The sequence below is a fragment of the Rhizobium bangladeshense genome (assembly GCF_017357245.1).
GTDB lineage: Bacteria > Pseudomonadota > Alphaproteobacteria > Rhizobiales > Rhizobiaceae > Rhizobium > Rhizobium bangladeshense.
The window spans coordinates 537,294-554,077 of record NZ_CP071613.1; the positions used below are offsets into that span (position 1 = coordinate 537,294).

General features: G+C 60.8%; 14 protein-coding genes. 9 read left to right on the top strand and 5 right to left on the bottom strand.

Going from position 1 to position 16,784, the window contains the following annotated elements; genetic code table 11:
• Complete coding sequence (locus J2J98_RS23450; RefSeq protein WP_064709621.1) at positions 1-1,047, top strand: carbohydrate ABC transporter permease; 1,047 nt, start codon at positions 1-3, stop codon at positions 1,045-1,047.
• A 171-nt stretch (positions 1,048-1,218) separates the two neighbouring features.
• Here the strand turns inward: J2J98_RS23450 and J2J98_RS23455 are convergent, their stop codons facing one another.
• The gene (locus J2J98_RS23455) at positions 1,219-2,370 is read right to left on the bottom strand and encodes an ROK family transcriptional regulator (protein ID WP_064713136.1); all 1,152 of its coding nucleotides are present in this window, start codon (positions 2,368-2,370) and stop codon (positions 1,219-1,221) included.
• A gap of 161 nt (positions 2,371-2,531) precedes the next feature.
• On the opposite strand from J2J98_RS23455, the gene J2J98_RS23460 reads away from it, so the two are divergent.
• Positions 2,532-3,563: an AraC family transcriptional regulator gene (locus J2J98_RS23460; protein ID WP_207603289.1), complete on the top strand. Its 1,032-nt coding sequence runs from the start codon at positions 2,532-2,534 to the stop codon at positions 3,561-3,563.
• 41 nt (positions 3,564-3,604) lie between these two features.
• On the opposite strand, the gene J2J98_RS23465 is transcribed toward J2J98_RS23460, so the two are convergent.
• Together J2J98_RS23465 and J2J98_RS23470 are read right to left on the bottom strand one after the other, a co-directional pair.
• Positions 3,605-4,642, bottom strand: coding sequence for a LacI family DNA-binding transcriptional regulator (locus tag J2J98_RS23465; protein ID WP_064713138.1), 1,038 nt, complete (start codon positions 4,640-4,642; stop codon positions 3,605-3,607).
• Between the two features lie 382 nt (positions 4,643-5,024).
• Positions 5,025-5,657: a TetR/AcrR family transcriptional regulator gene (locus J2J98_RS23470; protein ID WP_064713139.1), complete on the bottom strand. Its 633-nt coding sequence runs from the start codon at positions 5,655-5,657 to the stop codon at positions 5,025-5,027.
• A 111-nt stretch (positions 5,658-5,768) separates the two neighbouring features.
• Here J2J98_RS23470 and J2J98_RS23475 point away from each other — a divergent pair, with 111 nt between their 5' ends.
• From J2J98_RS23475 to J2J98_RS23505, 7 genes are all read left to right on the top strand, one after another.
• Positions 5,769-6,842, top strand: coding sequence for an efflux RND transporter periplasmic adaptor subunit (locus tag J2J98_RS23475; RefSeq protein ID WP_207603290.1), 1,074 nt, complete (start codon positions 5,769-5,771; stop codon positions 6,840-6,842).
• On the top strand, positions 6,839-7,924 hold the full coding sequence (locus J2J98_RS23480; protein ID WP_207603291.1) for an efflux RND transporter periplasmic adaptor subunit: 1,086 nt from the start codon (positions 6,839-6,841) through the stop codon (positions 7,922-7,924). Before J2J98_RS23475 ends, J2J98_RS23480 begins: the two co-directional genes overlap by 4 nt.
• Positions 7,921-10,995, top strand: a complete 3,075-nt coding sequence (locus J2J98_RS23485) for an efflux RND transporter permease subunit (RefSeq protein WP_207603292.1) — start codon at positions 7,921-7,923, stop codon at positions 10,993-10,995. Before J2J98_RS23480 ends, J2J98_RS23485 begins: the two co-directional genes overlap by 4 nt.
• Before the next feature lie 162 nt (positions 10,996-11,157).
• Complete coding sequence (locus J2J98_RS23490) at positions 11,158-11,322, top strand: hypothetical protein (RefSeq protein ID WP_207603532.1); 165 nt, start codon at positions 11,158-11,160, stop codon at positions 11,320-11,322.
• A 127-nt stretch (positions 11,323-11,449) separates the two neighbouring features.
• A complete protein-coding gene (locus tag J2J98_RS23495) occupies positions 11,450-12,901 on the top strand; it encodes an NCS1 family nucleobase:cation symporter-1 (protein ID WP_064709613.1) in 1,452 nt (483 codons plus the stop codon).
• A 166-nt stretch (positions 12,902-13,067) separates the two neighbouring features.
• Entirely contained in the window at positions 13,068-13,775 is a 708-nt protein-coding gene (locus J2J98_RS23500; RefSeq protein ID WP_207603293.1) for a DUF4272 domain-containing protein, read from the top strand.
• Between the two features lie 169 nt (positions 13,776-13,944).
• Positions 13,945-14,988 (top strand): magnesium and cobalt transport protein CorA, encoded by a 1,044-nt coding sequence (locus tag J2J98_RS23505; RefSeq protein WP_207603294.1) that lies wholly within the window; start codon positions 13,945-13,947, stop codon positions 14,986-14,988.
• Here J2J98_RS23505 and J2J98_RS23510 read toward each other — a convergent pair whose 3' ends face one another.
• Together J2J98_RS23510 and J2J98_RS23515 are read right to left on the bottom strand one after the other, a co-directional pair.
• Entirely contained in the window at positions 14,989-15,762 is a 774-nt protein-coding gene (locus J2J98_RS23510) for a phosphotransferase enzyme family protein (protein ID WP_207603295.1), read from the bottom strand.
• A 20-nt stretch (positions 15,763-15,782) separates the two neighbouring features.
• The gene (locus J2J98_RS23515) at positions 15,783-16,664 is read right to left on the bottom strand and encodes an MBL fold metallo-hydrolase (protein WP_207603296.1); all 882 of its coding nucleotides are present in this window, start codon (positions 16,662-16,664) and stop codon (positions 15,783-15,785) included.
• Positions 16,665-16,784 lie beyond the last annotated feature (120 nt).

Consider the following 16,784-nt stretch of genomic DNA (forward strand, 5'->3'; position numbering starts at 1 on the left):
ATGAGCCCGATCAGTTTTCTCTCGCGCACACGCCGGGCCGGACGCATCGATATCACCGATATCTTGTCATGGGTCTGGCTGCTTGGCGGAACGTTCGCGGTGCTCGTTCCCGTCGTCTGGGCAGGCCTCTCCTCGCTAAAGCCGGCGGCCGAGATCACCCGCTTTCCGCCGTCGCTGCTTCCCCGGGCCGCCTTGGAACAGACCGTGCCCGGATTCGATAAGCCGCTCAGCCTTTGGAACGTAACGATTGACAGCCAGCAGCGTGAAATGGCCATGGTGCGGCGCATCGGTCTCAAGGCGCAGATGGTCGATCCTGCAAATCCGGGGCAACCGGTCGGTGTCGACGTGAAGGGGATCACGCCGGTGCAGCAGTTGACCGTTGCCACCGAGAACTACACCGATCCGCTGACGCGTTTCAACTTCCTGACCTTTCTGAAAAATTCCGTCTTCGTCACCGTTGTTGCAACGCTGCTGACGCTTATCGTCAACGCAATGGCTGCCTTTGCGCTGTCGAAATACAAATTTCGGGGCGACACGACTGTGTTCGTCATCATCATCTCGACGCTGATGATCCCGCTCGCCGTCGTCATGGTCCCGGCCTACCTCGTAATCGTCGGGGTCGGGCTCGCTGACAATCTCTGGGGTGTCATCCTGCCGACCGTCGCCTCTCCAACGGCCGTTTTCCTGCTGCGGCAATATATGCTGACCATACCGGATGAGTTGATCGAGGCGGCACGCGTCGATGCGGCGAGCGAATTCTGCATCTTCTGGCGGATCATCCTGCCGCTGACAGCACCGGCGCTGGCGGTACTGGCGATCTTTTCCGTGCTCTGGCGCTGGAATGACTTCCTCTGGCCGCTCATCGTCCTCAACAGCCGTGAGAATTTCACCCTGCAGGTCGGTCTCAACGCGTTCCAGGGAGAGTTCTCGGTGCAGTGGCACTATATCCTGGCGATGACGTTCCTCAGCCTGCTGCCGGTCACCGTCGTCTTCCTGTTCCTGCAGAAATACATCACCACTGGCATTGCCGGAACGGGAATGAAATGAACGAATCCTGGCGCGCAGCCCCAATTGGGGTCGAGATGTGGAAACCTCCCAAGCATTGAAGACTGCCTTCCCATCTCGTCGCGCCGGCTGAAGCGCACCGCACCTGGCACTGCGGTGCGCTTCAGCCCTGCTTGGATGCAAGCCACGCGGGCTTGACTGCCCGAGCCGCCATTACAAAACGGTTTCGAATAGCGGGATCAAGGCCGCGCCGATCGCGCCGGGGGCATCGATGATCTGGGCCACGGCCAGCTCCGGAACGTCGCGCAATGCGCCATGCCGAGGCAGATTGTTGAATTCGGTGCGTTCGATCAGCATTCTTGCAAGTGAATGTGGTAGCTCGCCGCCAAGCACGATCAATGCCGGGTCGAAGATCGCGCAGATTGCGTTGACTGCACGATTATGGGCCGGCGTGACACGGTCGATCCATTCCTCGATGCCATCCCAATCCGCCACATTTTCATTCTTCAAATCCTTAAGGGTCAGGCCCGCGCGCCCCTTGGCGCGAAGATGTTCGAGCAACTGGTTGAGTGCGGGACGATCGTCATAGTCCTGCCGCCCGAAGAGAACGGAGAATTCGCCGGCATTCCCGAAACTGCCGCGAAACGGCATGCCGCCGGAAACCAGACCGCCGCCATAGCCATGAAGATGGGCGATATAGGCAAAATCGGCGACGTCACGTCCGACGCCGAAGATTGCTTCCGCCAAGGCCGCAGTCCTGGCGACATTGTCCGCCCAGACTGGCAGACCAAGTCGCTCTCCAAGCAGCGGCGCCAGGTCGATCAGCGACCAATGGGCTAGCGGCAGTGGACAATTGAAAGCCGTCTCCAGCATGCGATGACCGGCGACCGCCAGGCCGACGCCGAGGATGTCACGCCGCCTGGCGCCGCGCCGGGCCAGTATCTCTCCGACCGCTGCTTCAATCCGCTCCATCTCCAGGGAAAGCGAGGAGCCGGTCTGCGGAATTTCCATATTGTCCAACGGTTCGCCGAAACCCATGAGGCAAAGGCCGATCGTGCCGACGTTGACGGAGATGCCGAGCGTCAGACACCATTCCCTTCGGAGCGTCAGCTCCGGACTGGGAGGACCGGCCCGCCGGTTTTCCGATTGGGAAAAGACGACCATTCCACGATCATGAAGCCGCCCGACAATTCTGTGCAGCGATTGCTGGGTGAGATCGAGCGGTTCCGTCAGGTTGGAGCGTTCGATTCCAGGCGATTTCCAGATCAACCGCAAGAGGTCCCGTTCGTTGCGAGACGCAACCCTTGCAGGCTGCGTATCTCGCAGAAAATGCGCGGCGACGTGGTCCAGAGGAACATACTTCATTTTTCGATCATGGTGATTTACACTATAAGTGTGAAGCAGGGGAGGGACGTTCTGCAGGGCAAGGAAATCATCCGTGGTGTTGCCGGTCCTGCTTAACGCATCAAGATTGGTCAGGCCAGTCGCGATGTCGTCTCAGGTGGCAGGGAAGAGAATCGAGCCGCATGGATTGGTTGAGAGCGGAGAAATTGGGCCGTCTTGGAGAGCCTGAGTGTTACGGCTTTGAGCCCACGCATGAAGGCACCAGCTTCGAATCGATGGTTCAAGCCTTTTCGGCGGGTTATGGCGTTTTCGACGCACAGCCTCTGAGGGACGATCGGAAATTTGCCTGGGCCGCGGATTTGAGAAGGACCGAGGCACTCACCGTGCTTCATTCGGTGTATCAGAGTTCCTGGACAATCCGAACGCTTGACGAGTCTCCGCAGCATCTCGCTTTTTTCATGCCGCACACAGGATCCTTTCGACTGTCGATAGGGAAGAGAACGGTCGAAAGCGGTGCCGGTCATCTTCTTATGGCCAACAACCACGAAGCCGGCGATCGTGTGGTCCAGGGCGGGCCGCACCGCTCGGACGCCCTCTTCCTGGATTGGAAGGTTGTGAAGCGGATGCTCGCCTCGCTGGTGGAAAAGCCCCTCTCCGCGTCGCTCGACCTCGACCCTGTCCTGGATCGCACGACGCAGTCAGGCCAGCTCATCGGCAATCTGCTCCAGACGATCGTGCAGGGCATGCGCGGCGACGGCCCGCTAATGTCTTCGCCGCTTGCGGCAGCGGCGATAAGTGAAACTCTCGCTCACCTGGTGATCCGATTTGGACGGCACCGTTTTTCCGATCAACTGGAAAAACAGAAAGTATCGCTGGTTGCGCCCTGGCACGTCCGACGGGCCATCGATTACATGCATGCCAACATTGCGGAACCCCTAACCATGACGATGGTTGCAGATGATGTCGGCGTTTCCCTTCGCGCGCTGCAAACGGGCTTCAAGGCCTTCAGGGGAACGTCGCCGGCAGGTTATCTCCGCACGATCCGGCTGCAGGCAGCCCGCGAGCAGCTGCGGGACCCGACGAACCAGCAAACCGTTCGTGAAATCTGCGCGATATGGGGTTTTGCGCACGCGGGCAGATTCTCCATCATATACCGCAACACCTTTGGAGAAAGCCCGCGAGATACACGGCTACGGGCTGAGCACTTGCGCTGATGTGAGTGTTGGAGCTTCGAGGTCCTGGCTCTGCCGGCGCTTTAGCGCGGCGGCGCGATGCTGCCGCGCAGGACCAGATGGCAGCCGAGTTCCAGGCGATGAGCCGGCCGCTGCGGATCGCTGGCGATCAACCGCTGTTCGATGAGCGCGAGCGCTGCAGCGCCGAGACGGTCGGTGGGCACGCTCACGGTGGAAAGCGGCGGACGGCTGAACTCGCCGGGAACGATGTCGTCGAAGCCGAGCACAGATATCGCGTCGGGCACGCGTATGTCGCGATCGGCGAAGGCCTTCAGGCAGCCGAGCGCCAGATTGTCGGCCGCGCAGAAGACGGCGGTGGCGCCTTTGAGCGTGGGGTCGCGATGGAGCAGCGCGTTGATGGCCGCCTCGCCATGCCGGGGCTCATATCCCTCGGCTTCGACGATCATGTCCTCCGGCACCGGAAGCTGTGCGGCGAGATAGGCATCGGAAAAACCGTCATACCGGCGCTGGATGGTCGTGCGGCCCTTCCAGGTCAGATGAAGGATTCGGCGGTGACCGAGCGCCAGAAGGTGCGCGATGCCGAGCCGGGCGCCGAAGCGGTTTTCCGGCGTCACAGTATCGACCAGCATGGCAGGATCCTCGCCGTTGACGATGACGACAGGCATATCGGCCGAGGCGAGGCTGCGAATGAGTTCGGGCTGATCGTCGTTCAGCACCACGATGCCGTCGGCGCGTTCGGCCACCGCCATCTGCCTGACCTCGCCGCCGTCGATGCGCCGGCCGGTGCTGACGTAAGGCACGATGCGAATACCGCGGCGCTCGCACTCCCTGCGAAGGCCGTTTAGGATCGTCCAGCTCACCAGGTTGAGATCGCTCTCCGGCGCGGCATCGTCGGGAATGGCGAGCAGCAGGACGCGCAGCGCGGCAATTGTCGCCTTCTTTCTGCGGCGGTCGAGGTAGCCCAGGCGTTTGGCCGAATCCAGAACCCTCTCGCGCACTTCGATCGTCAGCGGCGCGGTTCCGTTCAGCGCATGCGAGGCCGTGCTCAGCGACACATCGGCGTCGCGCGCGACATCCTTGAGATTGACTTTGCGTTCCACTTTAATTCGTCACGATTGAGGTCGTACCTTGAAAGCATCGGCTAACTTGATGTTTTCACCTAAAAACTTCATTAAATCCATCTGCATCGAGCGGTATTTTTCGTCTCCAGACGAAGTCGGGCTGCAGCACGGCCGCAAACGAGCGCTGCAGGAGCGACGAATGGAGAAAAGGCCATGCGGCCTCGACCCACGAATGATCGGAGAGCCGCTGGAATGGCAGCCTTAAAGACATCTTCGTTGCCGGAGAGGAATGGATTGAATAGTTTAGGTTGGCGTCAGAAATGGGTGCCAGAAGGAGCCGAAGCGGTTTCCAAAGCTCCATGGCGGAAAAACTCGGGCCGCGGAAGGCTCGCGATGGTCAGTTACTCAGAGCCGTTGGCGATCAGCCCGGCTTGGCGAGCAGGCCGTTGAAGAGCAGGTCGAAATAGGTCCTGAGGAAGGCCTCCTTATTGGGAATTGGGTCGCGACGATCGTCGAATATCAGCCGCAGAACCGTCCTCGTCAGGATGGGTGCAACGACCATATCGGAGAATTCCACCGGGATTTGGCGAAACTCACCTGACGCCATTCCCTCCACGATGAGAGAGTCGATCTTGGCGATAATCGGCGCGATAAATTCATCGTGGTGGCGGTCGATCAGGTCGGGGAACCGCTGTCCTTCCGCAATGACGAGCCGAACCAGCTCACGGGTCGTGCGATCTTCGGCGATCTGCTCATAGAGCAGGCTTAGAATTGACTTCAGCCTCTCCGTGGCGCTGCCGCTGAGTTCGTCGGTGATCGCCAGCAACTCCTGAAAGGGCACCGAGAAATGGTTGATCATAGCTTCGAAGAGCGTCTCCTTCGTCTCGAAATAGACGTAGACGGTGCCCTTGGTGACGCCGACCCTTTCGGCGATATCCTCGACACGTGTGCCGGCGAAGCCGCATCTAACGAACTCCTCGAAAGCGGCGTCAAGGATTTGGATGGGGCGCAACGCTTTCTGTTCCGCGCGTGTAATCTTTTTCTCTGCTGCCACTTCCGGGCCTCCCTTAACCAATCATGCCCTCGTCTCATGCGGCACAAAGTTTCATTGACTAATCCGTCAGTCAATTATATAGCAGCTGCCGTTGAGAGCAAGAGGTCAACTATGAGAACCATTCTGGTCGCCACTGCGATCATCTGCGCCGTCGGTCTGGCATCCTGCAGCGATGCGAGCGGGCCGACCGAGCCAACCCCGCGGCAGGTCGGCGTCGTCGTCGCCAAGCCTGAGCCGCTGGTTGACGGCGGTGCGCTGACCGGAGAAGTCCGCGCCCGTGTTCAGACCGATCTGTCCTTCCGCGTCAGCGGCAAGATCATCGAGCGGCTGGTGGAGGTCGGACAATCGGTGAAGGCGGGGCAAGTGCTGGCGCGCATCGATCCGGAGGAGCAGAAGGCAGATCTCGATGTGGCCGCCGCCAATCTTCAGTCCGCTGAGGCCCTGCAGACCCAGGCGCAGCTTGCCTTCGACCGGCAGCAGAGCCTGTTTCGAACCCAGGTGACGACGCGCGCCGCACTCGATCAGGCACAGGAAGCGCTGCTGACCGCCCAGGCATCGACGAAGTCGGCGCAGGCGCTTTTCGAAACCGCACAGGATACCCTGTCCTACACGGAGCTGAAGGCAGATGCCGACGGCGTGATCACCGCCCGCAATGCCGAGGTCGGGCAGGTGGCGCAGGCCGCTCAGGTCGTCTTCACCCTTGCCCATGACGGCGATCGGGATGCCGTTTTCGAGGTGGTTGAAAGTGCCTTCCTCCGCCCGATCGACGGCGACGGAACAGTTACCCTTCTATCGGACCCGACACAGAAGATCACGGCGAAGGTTCGCGAAATTTCTCCGACGATCGATTCCTCCACCGGCACTATCAGGGTCAAGATCGCGATATCAAGCGACGCGCCTATTCCTCTCGGCGCACCCGTCGTCGGACGGTTCAATTACCTCTCGCAGGACGTCATCCAACTGCCCTGGTCGGCAATGACCTCGAAGGACGGCAAGCCGGCCGTCTGGATCGTGGATCCCGCATCCTCTGCGGTTTCCGTCCGTGCGGTCGACGTCGCCGGCTATGAGACCGGCAGCTTCGTCGTCAAGTCGGGTGTGACGGCGGGAGAGATAGTCGTGACTGACGGGACCAAGTTCCTCAGGCCCGGCGAAATCGTGTCTTATGTCAAGGAAGCTTCCAAGTGACTATTGGTCCCAAGATAATCGCACTGATGATGGGTACGGCCTTGCTTTCCTCCTGCACGAAGCAGGAGGAAGGCAAGGAAGAGGCGCCCCGTCCGGTGCTGTCGATGACGGTCAAACAGACGCCCGCGACGAGCCTCAGCCTGACCGGTACGATCGAACCCACGATCGAGACAGAGCTCGGCTTCCGGATCCTCGGACGGATGATCGCGCGCAACGTCAATGTCGGCGACATCGTCAAGAAGGACGACGTCGTCGCCGCGATTGATCCACTGGCGCTGGAGCTTGCGGTGCGCAGCGCCCAGTCCGATGTGGAAAATAGCGACGCCCAGCTCAGAAACGCGGTGACCACGGAGCAGCGCCAGCGCGCGCTGGTGGAATCGCGCTCCGGCACGGAAGCTTCGCTTGAAGAAGCAGAGCAGGCGAGGCGAACGGCCGCGGCCGCCGTCGCCAAGGCGCAAGCCAACCTCGACAAGGCCAGGGAGCAACTGGGCTACGCGCAGCTGCGGGCGGAATTCGACGGAGTGGTGACGGCGACCTCGGCTGAGGTTGGCCAGGTCGTATCGGCCGGCCAGACCGTCGTGACCATCGCGCGTCCGGACAAGCGCGACGCCGTGGTCGACGTGCCCCAGGCCGCCGCTCAAAAACTGAAGAACGGCGCGCCTTTCGAAGTGACGCTGCAGCTCGACCCGACGATCCGCACCTCCGGGACCGTGCGCGAGATCGCGCCGGAGGCGGAGACCGCCACGCGCACGAGCAGGACCAAGATCGCGCTCACCAATCCGCCTGAAGCCTTCAGGCTCGGCTCGGTCATCACAGCCTCGGCAACAATCGCCGCCAATCCCGAGATAGTGTTGCCTTCCTCGGCCATCCTTGCCGGCAGCGACGGCTCGAGCGTCTGGATTGTCGATGTGCCTGCCAGGAAGGTGTCGCTGCGCCGCGTGAAGATCGACGGCGACCTCGTCGACGGCGGAAGCATCCGCGTCACGGAAGGACTCGCTCCCGGAGAGCGGGTGGTCGTGGCGGGCGTGCATAAACTTGAAGATGGCCAGCCCATCAGGATCGACCAGGAGATCAGCCAGTGAAGTCCTTCAACCTTTCCGACTGGGCGCTCGAACACCGTTCGCTCGTCTGGTACTTCATGATCGTCTTCATTCTCGCAGGCGCCTTCTCCTACCTGAACCTGGGTCGTGAGGAAGACCCGAATTTCACCATCAAGACGATGGTGATCACCGCGCAGTGGCCTGGCGCTTCCGCAGAGGAAGTGACGCGGCAGGTGACCGACAGGATCGAGAAGAAGCTCCAGGAACTGGAATCGCTCGACTACACGAGGAGCCAGACCGTCGCCGGCCAGACGACCGTTTTCGTCGAGCTGCTGCCGACGACGAAGGCGAGGGATGTCACACCGACCTGGCTGCGTATCCGCAACATGATTGCCGACATCAAGGGTGATTTCCCGAGCGGCGTCGTCGGCCCCTTCTTCAACGACCGTTTCGGCGACGTGTTCGGCAATATCTACGCCTTCACCAGCGACGGTCTGACCCAGCGGCAGCTGCGCGATCTCGTGGAAAATGCTCGTTCTGAGGTCCTGAAGGTACCGAATGTCGGCAAGGTCGACGTGATCGGCGCCCAGGACGAGGCGATTTATCTGGAGTTCTCTACGCGCCAGATTGCAGCACTTGGCATCGACCAGCAGTCGGTCGTCCAGACCCTGCAGGCCCAGAACGCTGTCACCCAGTCCGGTTTTGTCGATGCCGGGCCGGAGCGCATCGCATTGCGGGTGAGCGGACAATTCACCTCCGAAGAAAGCCTGCGATCGATCAACCTTCGCATCAACGACCGCTTCTTCCCGCTGACCGACGTCGCCACGATCAAGCGCGGCTATGTGGATCCGCCCTCGGCGCTGTTCCGGTTCAACGGCGAGCCGGCGATCGGGCTTGCCATCGGCATGAAGCAGGGTGCCAACCTCCTGGAGTTCGGCGAAGCGCTCGATGCTGAAATGAAGCAGGTCGTTGCCGATCTTCCGATCGGCGTGGATGTCCACCGTGTTTCCGACCAGCCGCACGTCGTCGATGAGGCTGTCTCCGGCTTTACCCGGGCGCTGTTCGAAGCGATCGTCATCGTGCTCGTCATCAGCTTCATCAGTCTCGGCCTTCGCGCCGGCATGGTGGTGGCGATCTCCATTCCCCTCGTGCTTGCCATCACCTTTGTGGTGATGGAATATTCCGGCATTTCGCTGCAGCGCATCTCGCTCGGCGCCCTCATTATCGCGCTCGGGCTGCTCGTTGACGATGCCATGATCGCCGTCGAGATGATGGTGGCCCGCCTGGAGGCAGGCGACGATCTGAGGAAGGCTGCCACCCACGTCTATACATCGACGGCCTTTCCGATGCTGACCGGAACGCTTGTCACTGTCGCAGGCTTCATCCCGGTCGGTCTCAACAACAGCGCCGCCGGCGAATTCACCTTCACGCTTTTCGTCGTCATCGCGGTTTCGCTGGTCGTGTCCTGGATCGTGGCTGTGCTGTTCACGCCGCTTCTCGGCGTCACTATCCTGCCGAAGACCATGAAATCCCATCACGAGAAGAAGGGGCGCTTCGCCGCCGTCTTCTCCTGGCTTCTGAAGCTCGCGATGCGCTGGCGCTGGATCACCATCGTGGCGACGGTCGGCGTCTTTGCCCTTTCGGTCGGCGGCATGGGGCTGGTGCAGCAGCAGTTCTTCCCGAACTCGGACAGGACCGAGCTCGTCATCGACTGGAACCTGCCTCACAACAGTTCCATCGCCGAGACGAACAGACAGATGGCCAAATTCGAAAAGGAGATGCTGGCCAACAACAAGGATATCGACCACTGGACGACCTATGTCGGCCAGGGCGCACCGCGTTTCATCCTGTCCTTCGACGTGCAGACACCCGACGTTTCGTTCGGACAGACGGTGATCGTTACCAAAGGACTCGACGCGCGCGACAAGGTTCGGGCAGAGCTGCAGGCCTATCTGACGAAGACCTTCCCCGGCACCGACGCTTTCGTTAAGCTTCTCGACATCGGCCCGCCGGTGGGCAAACCTGTCCAGTACCGGATCAGCGGCCCGGACATTCAGAAGGTCCGCGATATCTCACAGCAATTTGCAGGTGTCGTGGGTTCCCACCCCCTGCTTTCGAACATGGTGCTGGACTGGAACGAACCTTCCCGCGTCGTAAAGGTCGATGTCCTGCAGGACAAGGCGCGACAGCTCGGCGTCTCCTCCGAGGACATCGCAACCGCGCTTAACGGTATCGTTGAGGGTTCTACGGCGACACAGATCCGCGACGACATCTACCTCGTCAATGTCGTCGGGCGAGCCAGGGCATCCGAGCGCGATTCGATCCAGACCCTTGAGAATCTGCAGCTCTCGACCTCCGACGGCAAGGTCGTGCCTCTCTCGGCAGTCGCGAATTTCCGTTACGAGCTCGAGCAGCCGACGATCTGGCGCCGCGACCGGCAGCCCACGATCACGCTCAAGGCAGCCGTCATCGGTTCGACGCAGCCGGCGACGATTGTCGATCAACTGAAGCCGAAAGTCGGGGAGTTCCAGAAGAACCTTCCTGTCGGATACAAGATCGAAATCGGCGGCGCCGTCGAATCCAGCGCCGAGGCGCAAGGGCCGATCGCCGCCGTAGCTCCACTGATGCTGTTTACGATGGCGACGATCCTGATGATTCAGCTGCAGAGCTTCAGCCGCCTCTTCCTGGTCTTCGCGGTCGCGCCGACGGCCCTGATCGGCGTGGTCGCAGCACTCCTGCTGAGCAATGCTCCAATGGGCTTCGTCGCCATCCTCGGCGTCCTGGCGCTGATCGGCATCCTGATCCGCAACTCGGTCATTCTGGTCGTGCAGATCGAGCATCTGCGCGCCGAAGGCGTCGCGGCGTGGCAGGCGGTGATCGAGGCGACCGAACACCGCATGCGGCCGATCATGCTGACCGCGGCAGCCGCCACGCTCGCACTGATCCCGATTTCGCGCGAGATCTTCTGGGGTCCGATGGCCTACGCCATGATGGGCGGCATCGTCGTCGGAACGGCGCTCACACTGCTGTTCCTGCCTGCGCTTTACGTCGCATGGTTCAGGATTCCGAGGGACGAAGGCGTTCGGGCCGAAGCCGCCGCGGCGGAAGTTTGAGCCTGTCTTCGCGGCCATCGCCTACGGCCGCCGCGGCGGCCGCTGCAACACGGGCCGCGATAAGAAATGGGTGGGATGGCGCAGGCGATGCCATCCCACGCCGAAATGAGAATTGGCGAAAGTCTGCTCCCAAGAGCCTTTTGATTCCCGGGAAATCGATCGATGACGGAACGGCATTCTCTTGCCAAATTCGGCGCCCAGCTTGCCTCCTTTGAGAGCGGCAGGCGATCGACCGCCGGCGATGTCGGCGCCTTCATCTTTGATGCTGCAGGCGCCGCGGTCGCGAGCCCGTTTCGGCTGGCCGGACGTGTCGTCGGCGCGCAATAGGCCGGGTGCCTGTACATCTGCATCCTCACCATTGTGTACAATGTGACTAGTAAATTGTCAGATGCCCAAATGAGGAGCAGACTTTCTTCCGTGGTCGAGTCGACCTCAGGGATATGGGAGGGCATTCATGAGCATACGAAATCCATCTCCCTCGTTATACAACGAGGATCTTGCGCCCGCCGAGGAGCGCAAATGGGGTGCGTTCAGCATCTTCAACGTCTGGACCTCAGACGTCCACAGCCTCTGGGGCTACTATCTGGCGGCGAGCCTGTTTCTGCTCTGCGGTAGCTTCGTCAATTTCGTCATCGCCATCGGCATCGGCTCTCTCGTCATCTTCTTTCTCATGAGCCTGGTCGGCAATGCGGGCGTGCGTACCGGCGTGCCCTTTCCGGTGCTGGCGCGCGCCTCCTTCGGCACTTTCGGTGCCAATGTCCCGGCACTTGTCCGGGCGGTGGTCGCCTGCTTCTGGTACGGGGCGCAGACCGCCGCGGCATCCGGTGCAATCGTCGCCCTGCTGATCCGCAATGAGAGCCTGCTCGCCTTCCACCAGAATAGCCACCTGCTTGGCCATTCGACGCTGGAGGTCATCTGCTACGCCATCGTCTGGGCGCTGCAGCTGCTGATCATCCAGCGCGGCATGGAAACGGTCCGCAAATTCCAGGATTGGGCAGGTCCGGCCGTGTGGATCATGATGCTGATCCTCGCGGTCTATCTGGTCGCCAAGTCGGGCACTTTCTCTTTCGGTTCAGAAATCCCGCGTGATGTCCTGATTGAAAAGACCAAGGATGCCGGCGTGCCCGGCGAACCTGGCTCGATTGCGGCGCTTGCTGCCGTGGCCGCCACCTGGATCACCTATTTCGCCGCACTCTACCTGAACTTCTGCGATTTCTCGCGTTATGCAACGAGCGAAAAGGCGCTGCGGAAGGGCAATCTCTGGGGTCTGCCGATCAACCTCCTGGCCTTCTGCCTCGTCGCAGGCGTCACCACCACGGCCGCCTTTACGGTCTATGGAGAGGTGTTGCTGCATCCCGAACAGATCTCGGCCAAATTCGAAAGCTGGTTCCTGGCGCTGCTTGCGGCGCTGACGTTCGCGGTCGCGACGCTCGGCATCAACGTCGTGGCGAATTTCGTTTCGCCGGCCTTCGACTTCGCCAACGTCTTCCCGCGCCAAATCAATTTCAAGCGCGGCGGCTATATCGCCGCCCTGATCGCTCTCGTGCTTTATCCCTTCGCTCCGTGGGAGACAGGTGCGGCACATTTCGTCAACTTCATCGGTTCGACAATGGGGCCGATCTTCGGCATCATGATGGTGGATTATTACCTTATCAGGAAAAGTCAGCTGAACGTCGAGGCGCTCTATCACGAGAATGGCGAGTTCCGCTTCCAGAACGGATGGCACGGCAATGCCTTTATCGCATTTGCGGTCGGCGCTCTATTCTCGTCGATCCTGCCGACTTTCACCTCGATCCTGCCGGACTGGTGGGGCACCTACGGCTGGTTCTTCGGCGTCGCCATCGGTGGAGCAATCTATTTCGTGCTGAGAATGGGCGCGCGGCGCAATCCGGCCTTCGCATCCTGAAAAAACGCGGCGCCCGGCATTGCCGGGCGCCCGACTCATCGAGTTCCATAGGTAAAATCACGTTTACCAATTTTGCGGAAAGCAGCGCTTGTTTCCGGGCTTTGCAGTCCCACTGATACGGAAAAATGCCTATTGCTCACCTTGCCGCGCCGACAGGGAGTCAGACATGAAGCGACTATTTTCCACCCTTCTCGCACTGATTATTCCGGTGCAGGCAGCCCTCTCGCAAACTGCCGACGATGCACAGGCGCGCAAGGCCCGTTCTGTCGCCCAGCTTCGATCGGAAGGCGTTCCGACCATCGATCACCTGCCGACCATCGAGCCCGAGAGCACGAGCATCCGTCGAAATACCGAGGTCGTCGTCCAGCGCGCCGTCGCGCTGGCGATCGTCGCCGTGAAAGGCGAGACCGGCGACCACGCGATGGGTCAGGCCCTCATCCGGCAGTTCGGGGCGAAAGGGTTTTTTACCCCGAAGGAGCAGGCCTTCATGGACGATCCCGATCCCTCGGATCAGGACCAAACGAATTTCACCTGGCGTTACGAAGGCGTGCACGTCATGCTTTGGGCGCTCGGCATCGTGCCCGAGCTCGAGCGCCCCGACCATATCTGCGACGTCCCGTTCATTGCGAACACGCTCCGCGAGCTGGGTACGGATGGATTGATGCGCGGTGCCAAGCTGCGCTCGCAGAACGAGCTGCTCGACGCCGCCGACCTGACCTATCGCTACGATTGGGCCGTCGTGAATGCAAGGCTGAAGGGCGAAGAGCCGCCCACCGGATTGAACAAGGGTGTGGTCCATGAGCGCCATTATGCCCTCAACTGGCTGATCGGCTACATGGACCAGGACTCGGACGATATTTCCACGGACACGTGATAGCGGGTGATGCTTCTGTAACCGCTAACTGAGCCGGCAGGCGGCGGCTCGTCGCCACATGGCCGGAGGCGGATGCATGTTTTTCGAAATAGCATTATGATCGCCGCAACGCCTGACTGGCGTTGGGTGCGGATGTGCGATCCGCACGGGAATGGGGAGGATGGCGGGATTGAAACGGTTAAAGGATTTGGACAGTGTTTCCGTGCGGACCGGAAGCGCTCCGTCGTCGCCTCCGCATGAACGGCGCGGTGTCGTCGCGGCCGCTGTCTACCAGCACGGGCAGCGTATTCGCGACATCAGGATAGAAGAGGCCGGAGAATGGCGGAACCGGGAGAATGCCATCGTCTGGATCGGCCTGCACGAGCCGGATGAAGTGCTGCTGCACCAGATCCAGGCCGAGTTCAATCTTCACCCGTTGGCGATCGAGGATGCGGCGCAGCCGCACCAGCGTCCGAAGCTGGAAATTTACGGGGACGCAATGTTCGTCGTCGCCCGCACTGCCCATATGAAGGATGGGGAGATCATCTTCGGCGAAACGCACCTCTTCGTCGGTCGTGGTTATGTCGTCTCCGTGCGCCATGGAGAATCCTCCTCCTATCTTGCAGTCAGGCAGCGGTGCGAGGCCACACCCGCCGCCCTTGCTCACGGCGAGAACTATATCCTCTATTCCATCCTCGATTTCATCGTCGACAATTACATGCCCGTCATCGAGGTGGTGCAGGAGGAGGTCGAGAAGCTCGAGGATCTGGTGCTGCGCGAACTGCTGTCGAAGTCCGATATCGAACGGCTCTACCTGCTGCGGCGCAAGCTCCTGCGGCTGCGCAATGCCGTGGTGCCGCTGGTGGATGTCTGCCGCCGATACGAACACATCGATCTGCCCGGCATGGATCCGACGCTTCAGTCGCTGTTTCGCGATGTGACCGATCACGTGCGCCGGGTCCAGGAAGATATCGACGCGCTGCGCGAAGTGCTTGCCTTCGCCTTCGAGGCCAGCGTGATGATCGGCCAGACGGAACAGACGGCGATTGCCCGCAAGCTCGCCGCCTGGGCGGCAATTCTCGCCGTTCCCACCGCGATCGCCGGCATCTATGGCATGAATTTCAACGATATGCCGGAACTGAAATTCCAGTATGGCTATTTTGTCGTGCTTGGCGTCATCGCCGTCTTGTGCACGGGCCTGTTCGGCTTCTTCCGCCGGAGGAAATGGCTCTAATCAGGACAGCGCTTGCAACAACTGGTCCCGATACCTGGCGATATAGCCGATGTCGTTAAGATAGAGCCCGGCGTCTCCTGCATGGACGTCCTCCCTAAAGAATTCGTCTCCGGCTGCGGCACTCGCCAGCATGAAATCGACGAGGGCTTGAAGCCGCCTGCAGATCATCTCCGGGAGCCGGCGCCGTTCCTCTGCCGTCGCGCCGTAGGCGTTGCAGAAGATTTCCGCCCGCCGCAGCTGTTCATAAAAGCCGAATGCCACAGCCGGATTGGCGGGGTCGGAGAGCGGTGCCCAACGATAGACTGCATAGGCTAGATCCCAAAGGCGCGGTGCGGGATGGGCAGTGTCGAAATCGATGATCCCGACAGCCTCATGATCGATAGTGGCGACATTGTAGGGCGCATAGTCTCCGTGGCAGACGACCTCGCGCGGCTCCCGCGCCGGCAGCATCCATATCTGGGCCGCGTCATCCGATTCCAGAAAACCTTGAGATGCCGTGTGAAAATCGCGCAGAAGTCTCGCTGCGGAAATCAGCATGCGCTCCGACCCGACAAGGGGATCGCCGAGGTCTTCGCAGACGCGGCCGCCTACATAGCCGACGACCTCCTGGCCCTCGCCGGTGATGCGAATGGGCTCCGGCGCTGCGAGGAAGCCTTTGCTTCTGAGATGGCGCAAAAACCGGTGCGCGGTCGGGGTCCATTCGCCGGACGGCCTGATGACGTTATCGCCGTCGCGCCAGATCTGCCCGGTCCGCCCGCCCTCCAACAGTCTCACGTCATGGCCTCCGGTATTCTCTATGCGGATTTCAATTTTTCGATACGGGCGTGAACCGTGGCGCCGAGATTGGTCTCATGACAGGCCCGGTAGAACGCCAACGTGTCGGAAGGAATTCCGTCGGGAACGGCGACGAAATCTTGAAGCCTGAAACCATCCATCCCGCCGAGTTGCGGATCCGCCAGCTGGCTCTCGCTCAAGATACCGATACGATCGGCAAGGGCTTCGAAATAGGCGATGTTCTCATCCACTATCGACGGCGAAGATGTCTTGCCATGCGCAGGGATTATCAGTCTCGCATCCAGGTCACGGATCCGCGTGAGCGAGGTTTGGATCAGCCGAAGATCGTGACCACTTCTGCTCCACACTTCGGGAATAGGGCATTCCACCGCGTCGACGGCCAGGCAGATGCGAAGTTCAGGAATCCAGACGGCGATATGATCGGGCGTGTGTCCCGGCGTATGAATGAGTTCGAGCGTCAGATCGCCGCCGTTCAGCACCATAGAGCCGCAGAAGGTGATATCGGGGCCGATGAGCTCCACCTTGCGAAAGCGCGATTCCTGGTTCGCCTTGTCCTTCAGGACCTGCTGGGTGGAGGCGTCACGCAGACGGTCGAGTGCCGCGGCATGCGCGATGATCGGAGCGCGCCCTGAAATCGCAGAGTTGCCCCAGAAGTGATCCCAGTCCATATGTGAATTGACGACGAGCAGCGGACGAGCCTTGGCGCTTTCCTCAAGCAGGTCGAGCGCGATCCGGCATAATTCGGGCGTGCCGAGCGTATCGACCATGACGTTCAATCTTTCGGTCCGGACAAATACGGCATCCACCTCATCACCTGCCCGGACGATGACGATGCGCTCGTCCAGCCCCGGGTAAGAGCACAATTCCACCGCGGGGTTCATGACCGTTCGCCTCCCATTGCACGCGCAGTGACTTCATCCACTACATTAAGTCTCGTTCGGATGCCCGCCTTTTATGGCTGACCGCTTCTTGCGCACCGGCGCGAGCACACACCTAGGCCT

What these genes read in the sequence shown, in the direction of transcription:
- J2J98_RS23475 (WP_207603290.1), top strand. Translation starts at nt 5,769, where the DNA reads ATGAGAACCATTCTGGTCGCCACTGCGATCATCTGCGCCGTCGGTCTG.
- J2J98_RS23515 (WP_207603296.1), bottom strand. Translation starts at nt 16,664, where the DNA reads ATGAACCCCGCGGTGGAATTGTGCTCTTACCCGGGGCTGGACGAGCGC.
- J2J98_RS23450 (WP_064709621.1), top strand. Translation starts at nt 1, where the DNA reads ATGAGCCCGATCAGTTTTCTCTCGCGCACACGCCGGGCCGGACGCATC.
- J2J98_RS23460 (WP_207603289.1), top strand. Translation starts at nt 2,532, where the DNA reads ATGGATTGGTTGAGAGCGGAGAAATTGGGCCGTCTTGGAGAGCCTGAG.
- J2J98_RS23490 (WP_207603532.1), top strand. Translation starts at nt 11,158, where the DNA reads ATGACGGAACGGCATTCTCTTGCCAAATTCGGCGCCCAGCTTGCCTCC.
- J2J98_RS23455 (WP_064713136.1), bottom strand. Translation starts at nt 2,370, where the DNA reads ATGAAGTATGTTCCTCTGGACCACGTCGCCGCGCATTTTCTGCGAGAT.
- J2J98_RS23495 (WP_064709613.1), top strand. Translation starts at nt 11,450, where the DNA reads ATGAGCATACGAAATCCATCTCCCTCGTTATACAACGAGGATCTTGCG.
- J2J98_RS23500 (WP_207603293.1), top strand. Translation starts at nt 13,068, where the DNA reads ATGAAGCGACTATTTTCCACCCTTCTCGCACTGATTATTCCGGTGCAG.